Here is a 22137-nt window from a genome sequence, read left to right as displayed (position 1 = left end):
CAGCGCCCCGACCCGGCGGGCGCTGGAGAGGTTCAGGATGGGGCGGCGCGGACGCGGTGTTCTTGGAGGCGGGCCAGCACCGCGTGGTTCGCTTCCCAGCCGTCCGGGAACTTCACCGTCACCCCCAGCCGCACCGGCTCCGTCGACGGATGCTCGTCCAGCAGTTCGGCGACTCCGGCCCGGCAGACCACGATGCACGCGTGCCGGTGCCGGGACGTCAGCACGCAGAGCCGGCCCGTCTCCAGATGGAAGGCCGTGGCGTCGGGGCGGCCGGACAGCGGGTGGAGGACCACCGTGACATCGAACTCGCGGCCCTGGAGGCGGTTCGCCGTGTCGACGGTGACGCCCCTGACGCCCAGTTCGGCGAGGGCCGAGCGAATCGCCGCCGCCTGGTCGCGGTGGGCCGTGCCGACCGCGACCCGGTCGGCGGTGACGGGTGTCGGTTCGCCGCCCGCCGTACTCGTCGCGACGCCGCCTCGGTCCAGCACGCGGCGGACGACGAGCGCCACCGCCCGTACCGCCCCGGGGTCCGTACGAGGGGTGCGGCGGGCGGGGAGTTCGAGCAGGCCCCAGCCCGACCGGGCCGCCTCGTCGATGACCTGGTCGTGCGCCGAGCCGTCCGGTGCCACGCCGAAGGAGAGGAGCCGGTCGCCGTGGCCGGTGCCGCTGCGGAAGGGGGTGTACGGATAGAACGCGTCGGAGACGAGCGGCGCGGCCGAGGCGGGCAGCCTCCATGACACGGGCAGCCGGTGCTGGGGCAGGTCCGGGTTGTGGGCGAGCAGCGTGGAGACCGCGCTCGCGGACGGGTCGTACGACAGCCCCGCCCACTGGTCGGCGCCCACGATCGAGAAGGGGTCCAGCTGGCCCGGATCTCCCACGAACAGCGCCCGTTCGAAGAGGCCCGCGACGGCGAGGAGCGCGTCGGAGCGCATCTGGTACGCCTCGTCCACGATGGCGTGCGGCCAGGGCTCGACGCCCTGCACATGCCCCCATTTCGCGGCGGTGGAGATCACGATGCCGAGGTCCGCGAGATCCGCCGCCTTCGCGGACTTGCGGACGCCGGGCAGCTCGTCCAGCGCTTTGTCGTACGGGTCGGGGTCGTTGCTGTGCAGCCGGCCCACGGGGAGTTCGGGGTCTTTCTCGGCGAGACGGACAACCAGGTCGTCCACCTGTGCGTTGGTCTGGGCGATGACCATCAGCCGCCGCCCGGCCGCGGCCAGTTCGTGTGCGGCCCGGACGACGAGGGTGGACTTCCCGGCGCCGGGCGGCGAGTCCACGACGACGCCGTCGGAGCCGCCGTGGAGTGTGTCGGCGAGGATCGCCTCCGTGGCACGGGCCGCCTCGGCCGCGGGATCGAACTCGGTCACAGGATGTCCTCCGGGGTGACGGGATCCGGGTCCTCCGCCGCTGTGCCGGGCGGGCCGCCGTGGGTCCACGGCGTGTCCTCCGGCTCCGGCAGCTTCGGCCCACCGCGCTGATCGTGCTCGAACAGGGTCCAGGCGATGCGGTCGCCCTTGACCGGCACGGACCCTTCCACCGGGTCCTTGGCGCGGCCCATGCGGTCGGTGATCCGCAGCACCAGTACGCCGTCGGCCTCGGAGCCGACGTACTCGACGAACTCGGCGGACTGCGGCTTGCCCTCCAGCGAGCGGTAGACCTTCATCCGCTCCCCCAGCCGCGGGCGGTCGTCCGTGCGGACGGTGACGAGGGGCCTGGGCGAGGGCCTCTTGGACTCGGTCCAGGCCATGACGACCTCGGTCACCTCGCCGATGAACGCCTCGCCCGCGAGTCTGCGTCCCGCGAGCACCAGCGGATCGTCCAGCGCCTCCTGGGCCTCCAGCTGTGCCTGCGCGGTCTCGCGCGAGGCGAGTTTGCGCGCGGCCGTGACGGCGTCGTCGCGGCGCGGCTGCGGGGGCTCGCCGGCGCGCACCCGGTCGCGGTGGGCGGTGAAGGACCAGCGGTCACGGGTCCAGCGGTCGGCCACTCGGGAGCCTTCGGGCAGCTCGCGCAGGATGTCGACGGCGCTCCACACCGCGTGCCAGGTCGGTTCCATCTGGGTGAGCAGGAGTCGGCGTATCTCCCGCTCGGCCAGGGAGAGCCGGCCGAGCCAGGCGTCCGCCTCGGTGCCGTCCTCCGCGGAGCCGAGCTTCGCGCGGACCCGGTCGTACGCTTCGACGGCGGGGGCGAGCAGCCGGTTGTCGAAGGCGGGGTCGGTGGCCGGGCCCGCGGGCGGGCAGAGCAGCTGGCCGCGCGCGTCCCTGCCCAGTTCCGCGCGGAGCGCGGCCTCCGCGCCGGAGAGCCGCTGCCCGGACCGCGCGGCGGGAACGCCCCGCTCGCCCGGCTCACCGGACGGGTTCAGCCCGTCCGGGGCGTCCGGGGCGTCCGGCACACGGTCCCCGTCTTGGATCCAGGCGAGCAGCGCGCCCAGGTGCTGGTCCTCCAGCGAGGACTGGCCGGTCGCCCAGTGCCGGTTCAGCAGATCGGTCGCCGCCAGCAGCAGCGAGGCTCCGGGGACCCGTGCCCGTTCGCCGTAGTGGGTGAACCAGCGGCCGAGGAGCGGGACGCGCGGCGGGGCGGGGTAGGCGGCGTCGGGGTCCTGCTCGGCGGTGCGGCGGAACCGCATCGACCGTCCGAGGAGGCGTACGAACTCGATGCCCGCCCGTCCCGGCACGATCAGCTGGGGGGCGTCCGCGCAGAGTTCGGCCTCGACCGTGACGCGCTTGCCGGTCTCGGGTTCCGTCTCCTTCCGCTCGACCAGCTCGATGTCGTCCCCGTACCCGTCGAGATACGGCAGTACGGCGTCGGCCAGCTCGGCGAGGAAGGCGAAGCGCAGATCGCGGTCGCGGGGCTGGGCCACGGTCAGCAGCCGTGGCGCGTCCCGGTCGGTTCCGACGAGCGCGCCCAGCGGCGCTCCGGCCTCTCCGGCCGTCGTGAGCGGTACGAGGACGAGCGGACGGTCGGAGAGATGGCGGTGCCGTACGGTCGCCAGGGGCTGGGCCCGGCCCGATTCAACGGCCTCCAGCCGGGCGAGGGTGGAGATCAGCGACATACGGCGGCCCCCGAAGTCCCGGAAGTCGCCGCACGGGAGACGTCAGGGGCGGCGGAGGATGCTCCGGAAGGCGTGCCGGAGCCTGCGGTTCCGGCCGAGGACGCCGTCCGCGCGCTCCCCCGCGCACTCTGCGGGCCGCTCATGGCGGGCTCTTCGGCCCGGCCGGTGACGGGGCTCCGCCTCGACCCTCGCGCCTCGTCCGTCGGCGAGACCTGGCAGGGGACACCGTCTCCAACAGCACCGTCCCCACCGGCTCCGCTACCGCCGACACCGGCACTGCCTCCGCCGACACCGTCCCCGCCATCCGCGCGCCAGTCGCCCAGCGCCTCCGCGCGCAGAGCCGCCGCCCGGCGCAGGGCCGCCACCGCGGGGTCGCCGGGGTCGCCCGCCGTACCGCGGGCCGCCGCCAGTACGTCGCCGATCGTCGTCAGGCCGCCCAGTTCGCCGCGCACCGAGCGGCCGAGGGTTTCGACCGCGCCCGCGCGCCGGGCGCGGTCCCGGCAGTGGAACGCCAGGTCACAGGCGGCGAGGCACTCGGGGGCGTACGCCGCCGGCACGGACTCCACGGCGGCCGTGAGCTCCTGTGGCGAACGGTCCGGCTCGAAGGTGACGCCCTCGGGCAGCGCGGCGGCGATGTCCTCGATACGGGTCAGCCGGGCCAGCTGGCGGCGGGTGACCGACAGCTGTTTGCGCACGTCCACGACGGAAGCGGTCGGCAGATTGGAGAAGTCCTTGGGGCAGACCAGCAGCACGCTGTGGGCGACTCGCGCGCCGTCGGTGACCTCGGCCGTGCGCTCCAGGGCCAGTACATAGACCGCGGCCTGGCGGGCGGCGGCGCCCACCTTCGCCGCGTCGGCGGACGCGTCGATCATCGGGAAGGACTTGATCTCGACGACCGTCCACCGGCCGTCGGGCGCGACGACCACCGCGTCCGGCTCCAGATAGGCGGGGGAACCGGCGACCTCCAGCGCGAGCAGCGGATGGTCGAGCAGGGTCCACTCCCCGGCGGCCGTGGCGTCCCGCAGGGCGAGAGCGGTCCGCGCCGCACGGCCCTCGGGGCCCGCCGCCGTGAGATCGGGGACGCTGAATCCGGTGCCGCCGTCCACCCCCAGCAGCCGCATCAGCTCCGCGCCGCCGTCTGACTTCACCCGCGCCTCGAAGGCGTTGCCGCGCATGAACGCGAACTGCGACTGGCCGAAACCGCCCGGTGAGCCGAGGGCCGCCGCGAGCGCCGCCTTGTCCACCCCGGCGCCGTCCAGCAGCGCGCGCCGGTCGCATCCCGGATTGGCCGCGAGGGCGGCCAGCGCCCGCGCGTCGAGCGGACGGGGGCGCGCGGCGGGGCCGCGCAGCTCAGCGAGCCGCTGCCGGAGTGCTGTCGTCCGCGCCTGCGGACGGGGTGGTGCCTGCGGAGGAGGTCCGCTGTCCAGGGATTCGCTCACCCGTGGAAGTCTGGCATCCGGCACCGACAATCGGGGACTTCCCGGTGGACGGGGTCGGGGAGAACCGCTTCCGAACGCGGTCGGCGAGCCGCATCGCGGGGCGGGTCAGCAGCGCGCCGACGCCCATCACGACAGCTCCGGCGACAGCGTCGAGGAAGTAGTGATTGGCGGTTCCCATCACCACGACGGTGGTGGCGAGCGGGTAGGCGACGGCAAGCGACTTCGTCAGCGGGCCGCGCCCGTGCCGCCAGAGGATCACCGCGCACCACAGCGCCCAGCCGACGTGCAGGCTCGGCATGGCCGCGTACTGGTTGGTCAGTCCGCCCATGCCGCGCGGCGCGCTCGCCTCGCCGCCCCACCAGCCGTACGCGCTGTACTGGGCCATCGTGTCGACGAAGCCGTGGGTGGCGTCCAGGAGCCTCGGGGGGCAGGTGGGCATCAGGGTGAAGCCGACGAGGCCCAGCAGGGTGGAGATCATCAGCCAGGTGCGGGCGGCGCGGTAGCGGAGGGGGCGGCTGCGGAAGAGCCAGATGAGGATGGCCGGGGTGACCAGATAGTGCAGTGAGGCGTAGAAGAAGTCGGCGGGGACGCCGATGAGCGGGTTGTCGGTGAAGAAACGGTTGAGGGGGGTCTCCGCGTTCAGGAAGATCGCCTTCTCGGCCCGGAGTATCGCGAGGCCGTTGTCCACCGCGGTGGTCACATCGCCGCGGGCGAAGAGCCGGCCGGCCGAGTACGCGACGTAGACCACCGCGATCAGCAACAGCTCGCTCCACCAGCGTGGTCGGCGACCGGTGGTGATGTACGGCATCCGAACGTTCCCCCTAGTGTCCCGGCGGTCGGCGGCCACCGTCCAACCGTACGGTGTAAGGGACGGCGCTCGGTCAGTGGGTGCCGACCTAGACAGGGACGCCGCGATCGTGCCGGAGGTTGCCTCGCTCCGGAGTGAACGATGATGGGGCTCAGCACCCGTCCGACCTTTCATCCGAACCCCTCGCACCCCGCTTGCATTCCTCTTCACCCCATTGACTCCAGGGAGATTTGCGACATGGCACCGCGCATCCTGCTCGTCCGGCACGGCCAGACCGAATGGTCCCTGCTCGGCAGGCATACCGGCAGGACGGACATCCCCCTGCTGGAGGAGGGGCGGCGTGGCGCGAAGCTCCTGGGCGAGCGGCTGCGGAGGTCGCCGTGGTCGGGGCTGCCGGACGTGGAGGTGCGGACGAGTCCGCTGGTCCGGGCTTCGCAGACGTGTGAGCTGGCGGGGTTCGGGGACCGGGCCGAGGCGTGGGACGCGCTGATGGAGTGGGACTACGGGGCGTACGAGGGCCTGACGCCGCCGGAGATCCGGGCGGTGAGCCGCCCGGACTGGCTGATCTGGCGGGACGGCGTCAAGGACGGCGAGGCGCTGTCGGATGTGGCGGCGCGGGCGGACGAGGTCATCGAGTGGGTACGGTCCCAGGACCGGGACGTCCTTCTCTTCGCGCACGGGCATGTGCTGCGGGTGCTGGGGGTGAGGTGGCTGTCGCTGGATCCGTCGTTCGCGGCGAGGATTCAGCTCGATCCGACGTCCCTGTCGGTGCTGGGCTGGTCCTACGGCGCGCCCGCGGTGGAACGCTGGAACGATACGGCGCACTTGGAGGGTGGGGTGGACGGGGCGGGCGGGGCGGACGGGGCGGACGGGGTCGAGGCGGGCGGCTGAGCCCATCGCTACCCGCGCGCCGCTGTAGAGCCTGCGGCGAGCCGCCGGGAAGCCCCCGCACGCACCGCCGTGGAGCCTGCGCGCGCCCCGAACGGCGCCAGGGCTGCGCCCCCGGCCCGCTTCCGTCGCCCGGGTACGCGCCCGAGACGTGGGAAACGCCACACGAAAGGCCGCGGAGCCCGGCCCTCCGCTCGCGTCACCCGCCCTCTTGCGCCGGGCGCGACAATGGATCCGCGGTCCGGCGCACCGGCGGGCCGGGGACAGAGGCACGGACAGAGGCACGGGAGGACAGCGCAGATGGCGGAGCCCGAGGGGAATCAGCGGACGCGGCGGCAGCGGAAGCCCCGGCCCGCGGCCTTGTTGTTCGAGCCGTCGGAGGCCGCCGCGGACCCCGAGCACTTCTTCGAGCTGGACACGATCGAGGATCCCCGGGAACTGCTCACCCGTGCCACCGAGCTGACGCTCGCGTTCCGCGCGGCGACCGACCGCGCCATGGAGTTCCAGGCGCTCGCGGCGGCGCAGCTCGCCGATCCACGGCGGTTCGACCGGCTGACGCCCGGGGACATCGCCGAGCGCGCGGGGTGGACCGCGGACTACGCGGAGAAGATGATCGAGTTCGGTCGCGGGCTCCTCCGCGACAGCACGCCGTAGGCGGCCCGGGAACCCGCGGGGCCCCGACGCCCGCCGGGTAGACCTCTCAGAAGCCCCCGCGGCGGCCGACGCAGACCCGTTCGCCCGCAGAACATCCGAGCGAACCTGCCAATCAACAGCACATCTGGCATATGCCGGTTGGCAAGATACCCCATCCCACCCCACCCTGTCCCGATTTTACGAACCCTCTGGAACCATCCCGTCACTGCCGGTAGATGTAGATCCCATGAGTGCCTGGCTGCGAGACGAACACCTGCTGACCCCCGGCGACGAAGACCGCCGAACCGACCTTTTCACCCTCCTGAGAGAGGACACCGAGCATCACGCCACGCGAGTCACGGCACCCGGCGCGGACTGGCTCGCCTCGGCGGGCCCGTACCCGCACTCGATGCTCTCGCTCTGGGAGAAGCAGCCGACAGCAGCCGTCGTGCTCCCCTGCGGCTCGGTCTTCGACGTCGTGAACGTCCCCGCGGTCTTCGGCCGCCATATGCTCGACCGGCTCTGGTCCGAGGGGCCGGGGTCCGGGCCCGTCGCCGTGCACCGCGGGCGGATGCTGATCTTCGCCGCGCCCGGCACGGCCTGCCGGCTTCCGGCCCTGCTGGAGTGGGAGGAGTGGAGCGACTCCGTACCGCCGCTGCTGTACCACGGCACCGGGGACGCGGTGACGATTCCGCCCCTCGCCGACGACTCCGCGGGCGGCGAGCAGTCCGGCAGCCCGCGCTGGCTGGTCGCCCCGGACACCCGGCATCCATGGCTGCCCGGACCCGACGTTCTGCTGTGGGCCTGCGTACGGGCGGCCCGCGCGACCTCGTGCGCGGGCGTTCGGGTATCGATTTTTCCTCCCCCCGAACAGGGTGCTAAGGTCTACGACGTCAGCAGGCGCCGCTAGCTCAGTTGGTTAGAGCAGCTGACTCTTAATCAGCGGGTCCGGGGTTCGAGTCCCTGGCGGCGCACAGACGAGAGAAGGCCCTCCGCGAGAGCGGAGGGCCTTTTTGCTGCCCGGATCGGGGCCGGTTGGCTCCCCGGTCGTGGCTCCGGACCGGGAGGCGAACCGGGCACGGACCGGGGTGTCCGCCTCCCTGAAGACCGCGCACACGGAAGACCGCACACCCCGAGGGCCGTACGCACCCCGAGGGCCGGCCGGGCCGCACCGGTCACGCCGGGGTGATCTTGACCGTCCACGCCCCCGACTTCGTACGGTCCGCCACCTCGATCCTCGTACGCTCCCCGGACACCCCCGGCATCGTGAACGTCTCCCCCACCCCCAGCGGCGCGTCCGCCAGCTGCGGATACACCGACCGGTCCCAGCACGCCCCGGTCTCCGGATGGGTGTCCACCACCTCGACGGGCCCGCGGCCGGACGCCGTGTCCGCCTTGACGCGGTAGAGGAGCACGCCCTCCGTGCAGGTGGACTCGTCGTTGCCCACCGCGGCGCGCGCCTCGATCGCGAGGGCGGTATTCGCTCCGGTGCGCACGACCGCGAGCCGCGTGCCGAGGCTCCCGCCGGGCGTGGGCGCGGCGCCGACGGGCTCCAGGGTGATCAGCTCGGGGCTGGTCACACAGCGCACGGCCCGGCCGTCCAGCCATCCCAGCTTCCATTTGTGCCAGGCGAAGAGATCGGGGGCCATCCCGAACTGGCTGCCCATGACGTCCCAGTCCCCGACGTGGGTGTCCCAGTCGCCCTTTCTGTTCACGGGCCGGTGGTAGAGATCCGGCAGATCGAAGACATGACCGGTCTCATGGGCCAGCACATTGCGGTCCGGCGGATGCTGTTCGAAGACGGTGACGACACGCCTGATCTCCGTGCCGTCGAACCTCATCGGACGGTTGAAGTTGACGACTTTCGTGGCGTCGGAGTCCACACCGGGCGCATCCGGGTCGGCGACCAGATAAACAATGTCGTACCGGGAGAAATCGACCGTCTTGTCGGCGGCCGAGAGCGCATCGCGCAAATAGGCGCTCCGGTCGGCCGGCTTCCAGTCCCGGTTTATGGCGTACGCGGTCGACGTTCGCGGCATCTTCACCCAGGCGCGCTGCGGATGCGGACGGAGAGTGAACCTCCCGTACGAGGCCCGCTCGAAGAACTCGCTGGTGGCGGGGAAGTGATCGGCCGCGAGGACGTCCGGGGAGTGGCGGGGCACGTGGTCCGGGAACGACAGGAAGATCATGACCGCGTCGAGGTCCTCGACGGGCTGCGGATATCCGGTGTTCCAGGTGTCCAGACCCAGGGAGTGGTGCGCGGGCGAACGGGGGAGCGCGCACGACGCGGACGAGGTCCTGGCCTCAGCAGGCCCGGCGACCAGGGAGGTGGCGGCGAGGGCCATCAGGGAGGTCAGCGCCGCGGTGGCGCTGCGCACCCGGCCGCGCTCACCGCCTCCGCGAGAGCGCCCGCCTCCGGGACCCGAGCCTCCGCCGGACCCTCCACCGGGCCCACCGCCTCGTCCCCGCCCGCCTCGGCCGCCCTGGCCCCCTTGACCGCCCTGACCGCCCTGACCGCCTCGGTCGCCGAGACGGTCCTGTCCGCCCGAACGGTCCTGTGCGCCCCAACCGTCCTGGTGGATCAGCCCGCCCGTGCTCCGGCGGCCCCGGCCGGGGCCGCCGTCTCCTCCGAGGAGGCCGGAACCGTACAGACGCACGTGTTCCACTCCCCGGGGCGTTCCCGTGGGTGACTGCTGACCCTCCACGTAGACCTCCGGCTGCGGAATGGAAGACACCTCCACCACCTTGTGGTGTTTTCTTGGTATACGTCCTGTTCCGCTGCACCACATGGGTGACCGGGCCGACATCGGCCCGACATCGACCCGAGATCCATGGGCGCCCGCCCGACCGCAGGCGAATCACAGAAGGTCACATACGGTCAGGGTGAAATCAGACCCGCGCAGCACCGGGCCGATGTCCGCGCAGATCCGCGCAGAAACGATCGGTCAAAGTGCGCCGGTGGGATGCGCCAAGGTGGCGAAGGTGGAACGGCCGACGGGCCAGCCTCTATGATCGGCACACTTTCCCCGGCCTCTTTCCTCGGCCGATTTCCCCGGCTTTCTCTGAGTTTTTCTGAGTCACCCAGAGTCACCTCAGTTTTCCCGTTCTTCTCTGGCTTTCCCTGATTCACTGCGACGATTCACTGCGACTTTTCGCCGGCTCGCGCCTGCTTTTCGCTGTCTGTCACGATCTCCGACTCTTTCCGACCACATCTGTACGGCTGTACGCCCCTGTACGACACAAATGCACTGCGGGAGTGAAAGCGGTGAGCGGAACCCCCCAAGGAACAGGCCCCGTGCGAGCGGCGGCCCCCGGCAGGACCCGGCCGCGGATCCACGAGCGTCACGACTCCTCCCCCGCCGAACTGCGCGACCACCGGGCCGCGTTCAACGCGGCGCACCTCCCCATGGCGGTGGTCGACCGCGACGGCCTCGTCGTCAGCGCCAATACGGCCTTCGCGACCCTGTGCGGCACCGACCCGGCCGGACGGCCCGCCGACGAGTTCGCCGACCTCAGCGCCGACCACGGAACCTGGCACGCCTACCGCGAGGTGCTGTCCGGGCAGCGTTCCCGCTTCAGCTGTACGCGGCGGCTCAAGCACCCGGACGGACGTACTCTCTGGGCCGAGGTCACACTCACGCCCCTGCCGGGCACGGACGGCCCCCGCGTACTGCTCACCGTCACGGATATCAGCGACCGCCGCGAACTCCTCGCCCGGCTGCGGCATCTGGAGACGCACGACACGGTGACCCGGCTGCCCAACCGCACGCTCTTCTTCGAACGGCTCACCGCGGCCCTGGACGCCTCCGTGTACGACCGGGGCTCCACGGGCCGGATCGGGCTCTGCTACCTCGACCTCGACGGCTTCAAAGCGGTCAACGACACGCTCGGGCACCGCATCGGCGACCGGCTGCTCACGGCGGTCGCCAGGCGGCTCACCGAGTGCGCGGACGGCCACGGCAACGCCCGCGGCGGCGGTCATCTGGTGGCCCGGCTCGGCGGCGACGAATTCGCCGTCCTCGTCGAGGACTCGACGGGTACGGACCAGCTCGCCGACCTCGCCGGGGCCGTGCTGGCCGCGATCCAGCGGCCGTTCGACCTCGACGGGCAGCGGCTGTCGGTCTCGGCGTCGATCGGGGTGGTCGAGCGCTCGGTCGCGGGAACCACCGCCACCCGGCTGATGCAGGCCGCCGACACCACGCTGTACTGGGCGAAGGAGGACGGGAAGGCCCGCTGGACCCTCTTCGACCCCGAGCGCAACGCCCACCGGATGACCCGTCAGGCGCTCTCCTCCACACTCCGGCCGGCCGTGGAGCGCGGGGAGTTCGCGGTGGAGTACCAGCCGCTGGTGGGGCTCGCGGACGGGATCACGCGCGGTGTGGAGGCGCTGGTGCGCTGGCGCCACCCGCAGTTCGGGACGCTCGCGCCGAATCGGTTCATCTCCATCGCCGAGGAGGACGGCTCGATCGTCCAGCTCGGCCGGTGGGTCCTGCGGACGGCCTGCCGTCAGGCACGCGAGTGGCAGCGCGACCACCCCGGCGCCCAGCCGCTGTTCGTGAGCGTCAATGTCGCCGTACGGCAGGTGTGGGACTCGGACCTGGTGCAGGACGTGGCGGAGATCCTGGCGGAGACGGGCCTGCCCGCGCATCTGCTGCAACTGGAGCTGACCGAGTCGGCGGTGATGGGCTCGGCGGGCCGTCCGCTCCAGGCGCTCCACGCGCTGAGCGACATGGGGGTGCGGATCGCGATCGACGACTTCGGGACGGGGTACTCGAACCTGGCGTATCTGAGCAGGCTGCCGGTGTCGGCGCTGAAGCTCGACGGGGCGTTCGTACGCGGATTCCAGGACGAGGCGCATCCGAACCCCGCCGACGAGACGATCGTCGAGGCGCTGGTCCAGCTCGCGCACCGGCTCGGGCTCACCGTCACGGCGGAGTGCGTGGAGACCACGGGGCAAGCGGCCCGGCTGCGCCGTATCGGCTGTGACACGGGGCAGGGCTGGCTGTATTCGCGGGCGGTGCCGCCGGACCGTATCCCGGAGATGATCGGGCTCGCCCCGCTCTCCGCATAGCGGCGCATAGCGGGGGGCCGGAGCCGAGGCAGGGCCGGGGGCCGGGGCAGGGCCCTGGGGCCGGAACCGTGCACCAGGAATCGGAGGCCAGGGACCAGGGCCCCGAACCGGGAAACGGAACGCGCCGGTCTTGAGAAGCCGGGCGATCCTCGGGAAGCCCGGCCCGCCCCCCTCTACGCGGCCCGACGCGGCCCACCCGCCCCGACGCGGCCCGCGCAATGGAACCGCCCCCGCCTGGAGATACTCCGGGCGGGGGCGGTGTTGTGGGGGGACTCAGTGGTTCTCAGGGGCGGTACGGGTCAGCAGGCGCCCTGGTCGCGCCAGACTCCCCATTCGCCCGTGGTGCCGGGCTCCTCGCCCTGCGTCCACCACTGGGCCTTCCAGAGACGGCCCTTGTGGCTGACGATCGTGCCGGCGGTGATGGTGTCGGCCGCCTTCCACGGTGTGGTCGCGGCGCAGCCCGTGGGGGAAGGGCTGGTCGACGTCGGGTCCGGGGTGGTCGCTGTCGGGTCCGGAGTGGTCGGGTCGGGCTTGGGGGTGGCGCCGACCGCGTTCACGATGTGGTTCAGCAGGGTGGTCTGCTCATCGAGACCGAGCAGGGAGTACATCATCGCTCCGCCGAGACCGCGGGTCTTGGCGTAGGCGGCGCGGGCGTCGATGGTGCGCTTGTCGAGGCCGGTGAAGAACTCGCCGTCCTTGTAGAAGTACGCGGACTGCGCGTCCTCGTCCCAGAAGGTGGTCGCCGCGTTGTCGACGATGCCGCCCAGTTCCTTGTAGTTGGCGATGCCGGCCGCCTGGCTGAGCGGACGCGCGTTGGAGCCGCCGGTCGCGGTGCCGCCGAGGCCGTTCTTGGTGCCCGCGGGGACACCCTTCCAGCCGCGGTAGTAGAACTCGTATCCGAGGGTGATCTTGTTGGCGGGGAAGCCGCCCGCGATGCCGTAGGTCGGGTCACCGTCGATCCACGCGTCGACCGCGTTCTGGATCGAGTACTTCTCCGTGCCCGGCTTGATCGCGTCGGTCGGGTCTGACGCCTTCGAGTACAGCGGCGACTGGTGGTACGCCGGGCCGTCGCCGTCCCAGGCACCGTGCATGTCGTACGTCATGATGTTCGCGTAGTCGAGGTACGCGCCGATCTTGTCCGTCTCGATGTACTTGATCTTGTCCTGGCCGGCCGGCATGGCAGCGGTCAGCATGTACTTCTTGCCGCCGTTGGCCGCGCCCTTCTCGTCGAGCTGCTTGCGGAACTCGGCGAGCAGCAGCGTGAAGTTGGCCTTGTCCTCGGGGCCGTAGTTGTTGCCGAGGTGGCCGCCGTTGGAGCCCGGGTACTCCCAGTCGATGTCGATGCCGTCGATGATCCCGGCCGCCGTGCCGGGCCCGCCGAAGCCGTCGGCCTTGGGCAGGTCGCCGTCGATCCACTGCTTGATGCAGGACGACACCAGCTTCTTGCGGCTGGCGTCGGTCTTGGCCGCGTCGTGGAAGTACTTGGAGTAGGTCCAGCCGCCCAGCGAGATGTTGATCTTCAGGTGGGGGTGCTTCGCCTTCAGCTTCTTGAACTGGTTGAGGACGCCCACGATCGGCTGGTCCCACTTGTCCGCGACGCCGTCGACGCTGTCGGCCGCCGAGAACGACTTCTGGTAGTCGGCGTAGGAGTCACCCGCGCCGTCACCGGCGTTGGGGTTGTTGTCGTCGCCCGCCGCCTTGTTGGCCTGGAAGCAGGTCAGCTCGGTGGGGTGGATGTTGGCGAACGAGTAGTTGATCACGTCCAGCTTGGCCGCGATGCCCCGGGTGTCCAGGTGCTTGGGGTAGAACGCGTTGCCGTAGACGCTCCACTGGTCGTAGTACGCGATCTTCACTCCGGGAGTGGCCGCGGCAGCCTTCTCCGGCGTGGTGGCATTGCCGGTCGCGGCGAAGCCGGCGATCACGCCTGCGGCGAGCGCCGCGGTCGCCACAGCCGCGATCAAGGGTTTACGGGAGCGCACGAACTGCCTCCGGGAGTGGGGGGAAACGGGGGTCGGTCCGTTCGGTGAAACAACGGGCCGGAGAGAAGAGATAGCGATCCGGCCACCACCGCGTCAATGGTCTCGACCAAAGAAGGACTAGACCAATTCTGAGGCATAAGTGCTCGTCAGAGGCGTTCGATGAGAAAGATGAAGCGCTGCTCACCGTAAATGACGAGCGCTTTAAGCACTGTTTAAGGGGGATTTAAGGACGGAATGAACCGGCCAGGGCGACAGTTCACGAATGAACCACTTCGTCGAACGAACCCCGCCCGGACGAGGTCCGGGCGGGGTCCGAGCGGGGCCCGGGCAGGGTCCGAGCGGGGCCCGTACGAGAGCCGGGGCGGGGTCGGGACGAAAGCCGGGCGGGGGCCGGGCGGGGTCGGGACGAGCAGGCGGGAAGGTGCCGGGCCCGCGCTACGGCCGGGGCAACCCATAGGCGTCGGCGATGAGTTCGTACGAGCGGAGCCGCATCTCACCGCTGTGCGTGTTGGCCGTGATCATCAACTCATCGGCCCCGGTGCGCTTCTGGAGCCCGTCGAGTCCGTCGCGTACCGCGTCCGGTGTGCCATGGACGATGTCGCGCAGCCAGCCGTCCACGAACTCCCGCTCCGCGGAGGTGAACGGGTACGACTCGGCCGCCTCGGGCGTGGGGATCAGCCCCGGACGGCCGGTCCGCAGCCGCAGCATCGAGAGGGCTCCCGTCATCACCTGGCGGCGGGCCTCTCCCTCGTCGTCGGCCGCGAGCGCCGCGACGCCGATCACGCTGTACGGCGCGTCCAGCGCGGCGGAGGGGCGGAACGAGTTCCGGTACAGCTCCAGCGCCGGCACGGTGTTCTGCGCCGAGAAGTGGTGGGCGAAGGCGAACGGCAGCCCCAGCGCCCCCGCGAGGCGCGCGCTGAACCCGGACGATCCGAGGAGCCAGATCGGCGGCCGGGCCGCGGGGCCCTGTACCGGGCCGGGCACGGCGTGGATGCGGGCGTAGGGATGCCCGTCGGGGAAGTCGTCGTCCAGGAAGCGCGTCAGCTCGGCGAGTTGCTGCGGGAAGTCCTCCGCGCCCTCCCCCGCCCGCTGGGTCCGCCGGAGCGCGGCGGCCGTCGCCCCGTCCGTGCCCGGCGCTCGCCCGAGCCCGAGGTCGACCCGGCCCGGAGCGAGCGCCTCCAGCGTCCCGAACTGCTCGGCGATCACCAGCGGCGCGTGGTTGGGCAGCATCACCCCGCCCGAGCCGAGCCGGATGCGCTCGGTGTGCGCGGCGAGATGGGAGAGGATCACGGCGGGAGAGGACGAGGCGACACCGGGCATGGAGTGGTGCTCTGCCACCCAGTGGCGGTGGTAGCCCCGGCTCTCCGCGAGACGCGAGATCGCGACACTGGTCCGCAGCGCGTCCGAGGCGGTGTGCCCTTCGCCGACGGTGACGAGATCCAGTACGGAAAGGGGCACGGGCGCGGTTCCGTAAGCCGTGCCGGCGATGGGGTCGCTCTGAGGGGCGCCCTGTCTCACGTCGTCCACCGATTCAGCCCTTCGTGCGCGGACAAGCAAACTACAGCAAAGGCGTAACGGGAGGTGACCTCCGTTTATTCCCGCTCTTTGCCCGCTCCTGTCCGGGGCATTGCCTCACTCTTTCCCCCTCTTTGCCTCGGAATCCGTCGCTCCGGCCCTGCGAACCGTGCGGTGAGTCCGGGCCCCTGCCGCATACCTCGGGGGGTTCCGGGTAGCCGCGCGACCATGGCCCGACCACAGGAGAGAACAAGACAGCGCACGGACACCACAGGACTCGGAAGGAACACGACAGGACGCGGCACAGCACCCGGCACAGGTCGGGGCGCAGGGCACGGCGCACGATCCGGCACCGCCCCCGGCACCCCACCCGGCGCCCAACCCGGCGCAGGATCGCGCGCGGGATCCGGAATCGCTCGCGATGGCGAACCCGACCGCCTCGCCGCAGCCGTCGCCGCCTCCGTCGGGCACCCCGGAACCCGGCCGTCCGCCGCTTCCCGGGGGCCGGGACGCCGCTCGCTGCTCGCGGGGGCCGCCGCCCTCGGCGCCGCCGGAGTCGTGGGAACGGCCGGCGGCTGCTCCCGGGTCGCCACCGCGGACGCCGGGAACGGCGGGAATCTGCTGGAGCGGCTGCGGGCGAACGGGACCGTACGGCTGGGTCTCGCGGGTGAGCAGCCGTACGGCTACATCGGCAAGGACGGCGAGATGACCGGGTCGTCCCCGGTCATCGCCCGCAGGATCTTCGAGGAGCTGGGCGTCGACGACGTACAGCCCTTCCCCACCGAGTTCGGGTCGCTGATCACCGGCCTGAACTCGCTCCAGTTCGACATCGTCGGGGCGGGCATGTACATCAACCCGGCCCGCTGCGAGCAGGTCCTCTTCGCCGACCCCGAGTACCAGATGCTCAGCGCGTTCATCGTGCGCAAGGGGAACCCCAAGGGGCTGCGCACCTACCGGGACGTCGCCGAGTCCGGCGCGAAGCTGGCGACCGGCGTCGGATACGCGGAGATCGAGTACGCGAGGGAGGCGGGGGTCGAGCGGGTCACCACCCTGCCGGACCAGCTCGCGGGGCTGCTCGCCGTGGAGCAGGGACGGGTCGACGCCTTCGTCGGGACGGCCGTCGCCGTGCGCAACGTCGTACGGAGCACCGAGAGCACCCGCGCCGAGGCGACCGAGGAGGTGACCCCGTATCTGAAGGGGAAGCCGGTCGTCGACGTGGGCGGGTTCGCGTTCCGCACCCCGGAGACCGATCTGCGCGACGCGTTCAACCGTGAGCTGCGCAAGCTGAAGCGGAGCGGTGAGCTGCTGGAGCTGATGCGGCCCTTCGGGTTCACCGAGGACCAGATGACCACGGTCACCGCCGGGGAGAGGTGCGCCGCATGAGCGACATCACTCCGGGGCTGTGGGAACTGCTCCTCGACGGCGTGTGGATCACCGTTCAGCTGACCGTCCTCGGCGCGGCGTTCGCCGCCGCCGTCTCCTTCGCCGTCGGGCTGGCACGCGCGCACCGGCTCTGGATCGTGCGGTTCGTCGCCGGGGTCTACTTCGAGGTCTTCCGGGGCACGTCGGCGCTGATCCTGATGTTCTGGATCTTCTTCGTGCTTCCGCTCGCCTTCGGCTGGCAGCTCGTCCCGATGTGGGCGGCCGTACTGACGCTGGGCCTCACCTACGGGGCGTACGGCTCCGAGGTGGTGCGCGGGGCGGTCGCCGCGGTGTCGGCGGGGCAGCGGGAGGCGGGGATCGCCCTGGGCTTCACCCCCGCCCAGCAGCTGAGGAGGGTCGTACTGCCGCAGGCGTGGCCGGAGATGATCCCGCCGTTCGGCAATCTGCTGATCGAACTGCTGAAGGCGACGGCCCTGGTCTCGGTCATGGGCGTGCCCGACATCGCGTTCGGCGCCTCACTGGTGCGCAACGCCACGGGCGACAGCGCGCCGGTGTACACGGTGATCCTCCTCATGTACTTCGTGATCGCGTTCGTGCTGACGCGGGGAATGCGGGCGCTGGAGCGGCAGGCGAAGGCCGGGCTCGGCCAGGAGCGGCCCGCGCCGGTGTTCTCGCCGCGCTCCATACGGCGGAAGGCCGCCATGCGCGCTTCCGCGAAGGCGTCCGAGAAGGCGTCCGAGAGGGCTTCCGTGAACGCTTCCGTGGGAGGTGAGGGCTGATGCGGTGGGACTGGTCCGCGGTCGGGGACTTCCTGCCGCGCTTCTGGGACGGGCTGCTGGTGACCGTCCAGGCCCTGGTGCTGGGGGCGCTGGTCGCCTTCGCGCTCGGGCTCGTCTGGGCGCTGGCGGGGCGCTCGCGGTTCGCGGCGGTGCGCTGGCCGGTGGCCATGGTCACCGAGTTCGTGCGGAACACCCCGCTGCTGGTGCAGTTGTTCTTCCTGTACTACGTGCTGCCGGAGTGGGGCCTCACGCTCTCGGCGATGGTGACCGGGGTCGTCGGCCTCGGGCTGCACTACTCGACGTACACCGCCGAGGTCTACCGGGCCGGGATCGACGGCGTGCCGCGGGGTCAGTGGGAGGCGGCGACCGCGCTGAGCCTGTCGCGCGGCCGGACCTGGGGCGCGGTGATCCTGCCGCAGGCGGTCCGCCGGGTGGCCCCGGCGCTCGGCAACTACGTCATCGCGATGCTGAAGGACACGCCGATGATCTTCGTCATCGGCGTGATGGACATGCTGGGCGAGGCCCGGCAGTTCGCGTCCGAGACCTTCCTGACGGTCGAGGCGTTCACGGTCGTCGGCATCGCGTTCATCGCCCTCTCCTACCCGGCATCCCTTCTCATGCGAGCCCTGGAGCGTCGTCTTGTCCGCTGACAGCACCCTTCCCGATGACCGCGCGTCCGCCGCGTCGAACGCCCGGAACGATCCTGCTGGTTCCGCCGGGCCGGCCGATTCCGCCAGGCCGACCGATTCCGCCGGGCCGTCGGTTCCTCCGGCCCCGATCGGCCTGGACGGCCCGGCGGCCGACCGGGAGGCCGGCCTGAGCGAGTTGATCCGCTTCGACAAGGTCACCAAGCGCTTCGGGTCCCAAACCGTTCTCGATTCCCTGGACTTCACCGTCCATCCCGGCAGACACGTCACCCTCGTCGGACCGTCCGGATCGGGCAAGACGACGATCCTGCGGCTCCTGATGACCCTGCTGAAGCCGGACGAGGGCACCATCAGGGTCGGCGGCGAGTATCTGAGCCACGAGGAGCGCGGCGGTCGGCTCGTGCCCGCCGGCGACCGGCACGTCCGCGAGGTGCGCAAGAACGTCGGCATGGTGTTCCAGCAGTTCAACCTCTTCCCCCATATGAAGGTCCTGCGCAATGTCACCGAGGCGCCCGTGCACGTGCTCGGGCTGTCGCGGGACGAGGCGGAGGAACGGGGCCGCGAACTGCTGGAGCTGGTCGGGCTCGGGGACCGCTGCGACGCGTATCCGAGCCGGCTCTCCGGCGGCCAGCAGCAGCGGGTCGCCATCGCCCGCGCGCTCGCCATGCGGCCCAAGGTGCTGCTGCTGGACGAGGTGACGTCGGCGCTCGACCCCGAGCTGGTGGCCGGGGTGCTCGACATCCTGCGGGACGTCGCGCGCACCACGGACATCACCATGCTCTGCGTGACCCATGAGATGGGCTTCGCCCGGGACGTCTCCGACACCGTGATGATGTTCGACGAGGGCAAGGTGATCGAATCCGGCCACCCGGACAAGATCTTCACCGACCCCGAGCACGAGCGGACCCGCGCGTTCCTGAGCGCTGTGCTCTAGCTGTACCGACCCGTGAGGTTGGGGACGCGGCCGGCGGGGGCCGCGGCGTCCGGTGCGTGCGGCGCGTGCGATCGCGAGGCGGAGGATCGTTCTCGTACCGGACGTACTCGGATGACTCCGACACCACAGCATGGGGGTACCTCCCGGGCCGCAGGGCCCAGGGGGAGCGTGCGGGGCATCGCGGGCGAGGCGGGACTCCGCGGCACGCCCCGGTGCCGGGCGCTGCGGCAGTGCGCGGCACCGGAGCAGCGCGACCTCTCTCCGACCGCGGCACCGGGGCTGTGCGCGCCGGGCACGGCCCGCTCGACCGCCGGGGCTCCGCCCGCGCAACGAGGTCAACACTCCGCACGTACGCGCATGGCGTTTCGTGCCATTGCTCCGCCCGCGCAACGAGGTCGACACCGCGCACATCCCCATCGCCCCCGTGAACCTGGCCGACTACGTCACCGGCCCCGTCGACGACTGGGCCCGCCCGCCTCGTCGGCACCAGGCCCGCCCTGCTGCCCGAGCCTTACCCGACACCGGTCGCCGCCCTTCTGTGGCGCGCCCACCACCGCCTGCCCACCACCGCCTGCCCACCGGCGGCTGGTGCAAGAACGTCCCGACAGACGCCGCCCGCCGCCCGCCGCCCGCTCGGAGCCATTCGGCCGAGGCCCGTGGCGACAGCGCCTTGGAAGCCAACGCGGCCGCCGGGCTCCCGGACGCGATCCGCCGCGCCTTCGGCGACCACATCGACTCCGTGCCGTCTTTCGACGACGCGCACGGCTCCGGCCGCGTCCCGCTCCGCATCGTCGGCCCCGCCGACGGCGGCAAGTCCCGCGGACGTTCTGGTCAAGCCCGACGCCCTGGACGAGATCCTGCGCGAATTCCGGGCCGCTCCCCGAACCCTCACCCGTCGAAGTAACCCGCCCGGCCTATCCCACCGGGCGGTGCCCACCCCTGCCCACCACCCTGAAAAGGACCCTCGCCCGTGGCCGTGACCATCTCCCTGCCCCTGCTGCCGCTCCTGATTCATCTGATTCGTCGCCGCGCTGCTCAGGCGCGGCACAGCCACCACCGCCTCCGCCTCCCCCCTCGCCTGCGCCGTGTTCGGCTTCACTCTCGCCTCCACCGGCGTCGCCCCGCCATCACCCTCCTGATCAGCCCCCTCGCCGACCTGGCCGCCCTCTTTCCGACCGGAGCCCTCCGTGATGCCTGCCTCCGCCCGCCCCTCCACGGCCCTGCCGCGGCCCGTCGCCGCTCCCGTCGCGGCACCCGTGACACTCGGGCTGGAGGCCCGCCTGGCCGCCGTCGACGCCGCCATGACCCTCCGCCTCGAAGAGGCCGCCGTCGCCCACGAGGTCCGCACCGCGCACCTGTCCACCGACCCCCTCGACCTCGCGGACGTCGTCACCGTCCCCCTCACCCCGGCCCACCCGCAGCCCCCAGCCACCTACGCCACCCCGGCCGCCACGCTCCTGGAGCGCGCCCACCACCGCATGCAGACCGCCGGATGGTGCGCGGGCGCCCTGGCCGACGACGATGGCGCGGTCTGCCTCATCGGGGCCATCCGCACGGAGGCCCGCGGAAACGAGGACCTGGCCGCCGACGCGGCCTCGATCCTCCTCGACGCCATCCGCCGCACCTTCCACGAGGGCTACGAGTCCGTGCCCGACTTCAACGACCGGCAGCGCGACGGTCGCCTCCCGGCCCGGATGCTGCTGGCAGCCGCCGGCCTCGCCGACGCCCACGGCCGATAGCCGAGCCGCCCGCCCTCAGCCGTCCAGCTCGATCATCAGCCGTGACGGCGATGGCTGATTCGCTCAGCACTCCGGAACAAGGTGAGTGAACTCCACCCAGAGTTGTCGACGATGTCGAGGACCGGTTCGCCGGTCAGGGTTCGGTTTCCGATGTTCCACCTCGGTCGCAGGACGTCGGCACCTGAGATCGGCGTCGGCTGCCCGGCCACCCTGCAATCGCCCGTGAAATTGCAGAATCACAGACCATTCCTCTGGCATATGCCAAACAAATAAGTCCAGCGTGCAGGGCTGTTGCACCCCGCCTTTCTGGCCAACAACCGTGCTTCTGAGGGCTCTTGACCGCTATCGTGGTAAAGGAAGCTGGCGGTGACGACCTGTAAGGGGGAGACCGTGGCGCTGAGGCCCGAGCCGACCGTGCCCTTCCCATCGGTGCAGTACGTTCTGCGCGTTCTGGAGACGGTCTCCCGGCACTCCGGCGGTGTCTCCGAGGTCCAGATCGCCCGCGAGACCGGCCTCCCGACCGGCCATCTCGCGCCCATGCTGACCATGCTGCGCCGCGAGGGATATGTGGAGCGGAACACCGACGGCGCATACACGATCGGTGACTCGCTGGTTCTGCTGGGCTCCGGGGCCGCCCGTCAGCAGGCCCTGCAGGACAAGCTCCAGGAGACCCTGGCCGAGCTGCGCGACTCGGTGGGCGCGGCGATCTATCTCAGCCGGTACGTCGACGGCGAGATCAAGGTCACACAGGTGGCCGACAGTCCACTCACGCCCAAGGTGCACGAGTACGTGGACTTCCGCACCGCCGCGCACGCGAGCGCGATCGGCAAGTGCCTGCTGACCCAGCTCGACCGGAACGGCCGCCGCGATCATCTCTCCCGCCACAAGATCACCCGCTTCACCTCGCGGACGATCACCAGCGAGCAGCTGCTCTTCTCCAAGCTGGACAGCCAGCCGCCGACCGTCCCGATCCTCGATCTCCAGGAGTACGCGGTGGGCACGGTCTGCGCGGCGGTGCCCCTGACAGCCGGTTCGGCGGTCGGGTGCCTCGCGCTGTCATTGCCCGTCGAGCACGCGCACCGGCTGCGCTCGGCCGCGGACACCCTGAACCGCAAGGCCGCGCCGCTGGTGCTGTCACTGACCCTCTGAAGCGTCGCCGGCGGGCCGCCGCCCGCGCGGAGAGCGAGCAGGCGGTGATCCGGCTGGCGCGGTCCGGGGTCCGGGGTCCGGCCGGCACGCGGCGGAAGTCCCGCCCGCCCGGTGTGTAGGTCAG

At 71.6% G+C, this 22137-nt stretch carries 17 protein-coding genes, 1 tRNA gene and 1 pseudogene; 12 read left to right on the top strand and 7 right to left on the bottom strand.

Annotation, left to right across the window (positions count from 1 at the left end):
- Positions 1–32 precede the first annotated feature (32 nt).
- The 4 genes and pseudogenes from ACWEFL_RS14345 to ACWEFL_RS14330 form a co-directional block, all read right to left on the bottom strand.
- Positions 33–1367, bottom strand: a complete 1335-nt coding sequence (locus ACWEFL_RS14345) for an AAA domain-containing protein (RefSeq protein WP_451711505.1) — start codon at positions 1365–1367, stop codon at positions 33–35.
- Complete coding sequence (locus ACWEFL_RS14340) at positions 1364–3049, bottom strand: hypothetical protein (protein ID WP_451711503.1); 1686 nt, start codon at positions 3047–3049, stop codon at positions 1364–1366. Before ACWEFL_RS14340 ends, ACWEFL_RS14345 begins: the two co-directional genes overlap by 4 nt.
- A gap of 320 nt (positions 3050–3369) precedes the next feature.
- Positions 3370–4488, bottom strand: a pseudogene (locus ACWEFL_RS14335) (hypothetical protein); the annotation flags it as partial.
- The gene (locus ACWEFL_RS14330) at positions 4400–5296 is read right to left on the bottom strand and encodes a phosphatase PAP2 family protein (protein ID WP_451711501.1); all 897 of its coding nucleotides are present in this window, start codon (positions 5294–5296) and stop codon (positions 4400–4402) included. The gene ACWEFL_RS14330 and the pseudogene ACWEFL_RS14335, both read right to left, overlap by 89 nt.
- Before the next feature lie 237 nt (positions 5297–5533).
- On the opposite strand from ACWEFL_RS14330, the gene ACWEFL_RS14325 reads away from it, so the two are divergent.
- The 4 genes from ACWEFL_RS14325 to ACWEFL_RS14310 all read left to right on the top strand — a co-directional run bounded on the left by ACWEFL_RS14325 (position 5534) and on the right by ACWEFL_RS14310 (position 7791).
- Complete coding sequence (locus ACWEFL_RS14325; protein WP_451711500.1) at positions 5534–6187, top strand: histidine phosphatase family protein; 654 nt, start codon at positions 5534–5536, stop codon at positions 6185–6187.
- Between the two features lie 297 nt (positions 6188–6484).
- Complete coding sequence (locus ACWEFL_RS14320; protein WP_451711497.1) at positions 6485–6838, top strand: hypothetical protein; 354 nt, start codon at positions 6485–6487, stop codon at positions 6836–6838.
- Positions 6839–7064: 226 nt separating this feature from the next.
- Positions 7065–7727 (top strand): bifunctional DNA primase/polymerase, encoded by a 663-nt coding sequence (locus ACWEFL_RS14315; RefSeq protein ID WP_451711496.1) that lies wholly within the window; start codon positions 7065–7067, stop codon positions 7725–7727.
- Positions 7718–7791, top strand: a tRNA-Lys gene (locus ACWEFL_RS14310). The genes ACWEFL_RS14315 and ACWEFL_RS14310 overlap by 10 nt, the downstream gene beginning before the upstream one ends.
- A 201-nt stretch (positions 7792–7992) precedes the next feature.
- Here ACWEFL_RS14310 and ACWEFL_RS14305 read toward each other — a convergent pair.
- Positions 7993–9195 carry a M6 family metalloprotease domain-containing protein gene (locus ACWEFL_RS14305; RefSeq protein ID WP_451711493.1) on the bottom strand — a complete coding sequence of 401 codons (1203 nt, stop codon included), beginning with the start codon at positions 9193–9195 and terminating at the stop codon, positions 7993–7995.
- A gap of 114 nt (positions 9196–9309) precedes the next feature.
- Between ACWEFL_RS14305 and ACWEFL_RS14300 the strand changes: the two genes are divergently transcribed.
- Both ACWEFL_RS14300 and ACWEFL_RS14295 read left to right on the top strand, forming a co-directional pair.
- Entirely contained in the window at positions 9310–9507 is a 198-nt protein-coding gene (locus ACWEFL_RS14300) for a hypothetical protein (RefSeq protein ID WP_451711490.1), read from the top strand.
- Positions 9508–10082: 575 nt separating this feature from the next.
- On the top strand, positions 10083–11888 hold the full coding sequence (locus ACWEFL_RS14295; RefSeq protein ID WP_451711487.1) for a putative bifunctional diguanylate cyclase/phosphodiesterase: 1806 nt from the start codon (positions 10083–10085) through the stop codon (positions 11886–11888).
- Positions 11889–12187: 299 nt separating this feature from the next.
- On the opposite strand, the gene ACWEFL_RS14290 is transcribed toward ACWEFL_RS14295, so the two are convergent.
- Positions 12188–13867, bottom strand: coding sequence for a glycosyl hydrolase family 18 protein (locus ACWEFL_RS14290; protein ID WP_451711484.1), 1680 nt, complete (start codon positions 13865–13867; stop codon positions 12188–12190).
- A gap of 435 nt (positions 13868–14302) precedes the next feature.
- Positions 14303–15385, bottom strand: a complete 1083-nt coding sequence (locus tag ACWEFL_RS14285) for an LLM class flavin-dependent oxidoreductase (protein WP_451711642.1) — start codon at positions 15383–15385, stop codon at positions 14303–14305.
- A gap of 516 nt (positions 15386–15901) precedes the next feature.
- On the opposite strand from ACWEFL_RS14285, the gene ehuB reads away from it, so the two are divergent.
- From ehuB to ACWEFL_RS14255, 6 genes are all read left to right on the top strand, one after another.
- Positions 15902–16765 (top strand): ectoine/hydroxyectoine ABC transporter substrate-binding protein EhuB, encoded by an 864-nt coding sequence (gene ehuB, locus ACWEFL_RS14280; RefSeq protein WP_451711641.1) that lies wholly within the window; start codon positions 15902–15904, stop codon positions 16763–16765.
- Positions 16762–17544: an ectoine/hydroxyectoine ABC transporter permease subunit EhuC gene (gene ehuC / locus ACWEFL_RS14275; RefSeq protein ID WP_451711481.1), complete on the top strand. Its 783-nt coding sequence runs from the start codon at positions 16762–16764 to the stop codon at positions 17542–17544. The genes ehuB and ehuC overlap by 4 nt, the downstream gene beginning before the upstream one ends.
- The gene (gene ehuD, locus ACWEFL_RS14270) at positions 17544–18194 is read left to right on the top strand and encodes an ectoine/hydroxyectoine ABC transporter permease subunit EhuD (RefSeq protein WP_451711478.1); all 651 of its coding nucleotides are present in this window, start codon (positions 17544–17546) and stop codon (positions 18192–18194) included. The genes ehuC and ehuD overlap by 1 nt, the downstream gene beginning before the upstream one ends.
- 127 nt (positions 18195–18321) lie before the next feature.
- Positions 18322–19125: an ectoine/hydroxyectoine ABC transporter ATP-binding protein EhuA gene (gene ehuA / locus ACWEFL_RS14265; RefSeq protein WP_451711638.1), complete on the top strand. Its 804-nt coding sequence runs from the start codon at positions 18322–18324 to the stop codon at positions 19123–19125.
- Positions 19126–20315: 1190 nt separating this feature from the next.
- Complete coding sequence (locus tag ACWEFL_RS14260) at positions 20316–20864, top strand: DUF6197 family protein (protein WP_451711475.1); 549 nt, start codon at positions 20316–20318, stop codon at positions 20862–20864.
- 390 nt (positions 20865–21254) lie between these two features.
- Positions 21255–22013: an IclR family transcriptional regulator gene (locus tag ACWEFL_RS14255; protein WP_451711637.1), complete on the top strand. Its 759-nt coding sequence runs from the start codon at positions 21255–21257 to the stop codon at positions 22011–22013.
- Positions 22014–22137: the final 124 nt, after the last annotated feature.

The sequence above is a fragment of the Streptomyces sp. NPDC004838 genome (assembly GCF_053600955.1).
The sequence above is the reverse complement of the archived record's forward strand: the minus strand, read 5'-3'. Positions and strand labels throughout refer to the sequence as shown.

Coding starts and splice junctions, on each gene's coding strand:
- ACWEFL_RS14340 (WP_451711503.1), bottom strand. CDS start 3,049: ATGTCGCTGATCTCCACCCTCGCCCGGCTGGAGGCCGTTGAATCGGGC.
- ACWEFL_RS14330 (WP_451711501.1), bottom strand. CDS start 5,296: ATGCCGTACATCACCACCGGTCGCCGACCACGCTGGTGGAGCGAGCTG.
- ACWEFL_RS14325 (WP_451711500.1), top strand. CDS start 5,534: ATGGCACCGCGCATCCTGCTCGTCCGGCACGGCCAGACCGAATGGTCC.
- ACWEFL_RS14320 (WP_451711497.1), top strand. CDS start 6,485: ATGGCGGAGCCCGAGGGGAATCAGCGGACGCGGCGGCAGCGGAAGCCC.
- ACWEFL_RS14315 (WP_451711496.1), top strand. CDS start 7,065: ATGAGTGCCTGGCTGCGAGACGAACACCTGCTGACCCCCGGCGACGAA.
- ehuC (WP_451711481.1), top strand. CDS start 16,762: ATGAGCGACATCACTCCGGGGCTGTGGGAACTGCTCCTCGACGGCGTG.
- ehuD (WP_451711478.1), top strand. CDS start 17,544: ATGCGGTGGGACTGGTCCGCGGTCGGGGACTTCCTGCCGCGCTTCTGG.
- ACWEFL_RS14260 (WP_451711475.1), top strand. CDS start 20,316: ATGCCTGCCTCCGCCCGCCCCTCCACGGCCCTGCCGCGGCCCGTCGCC.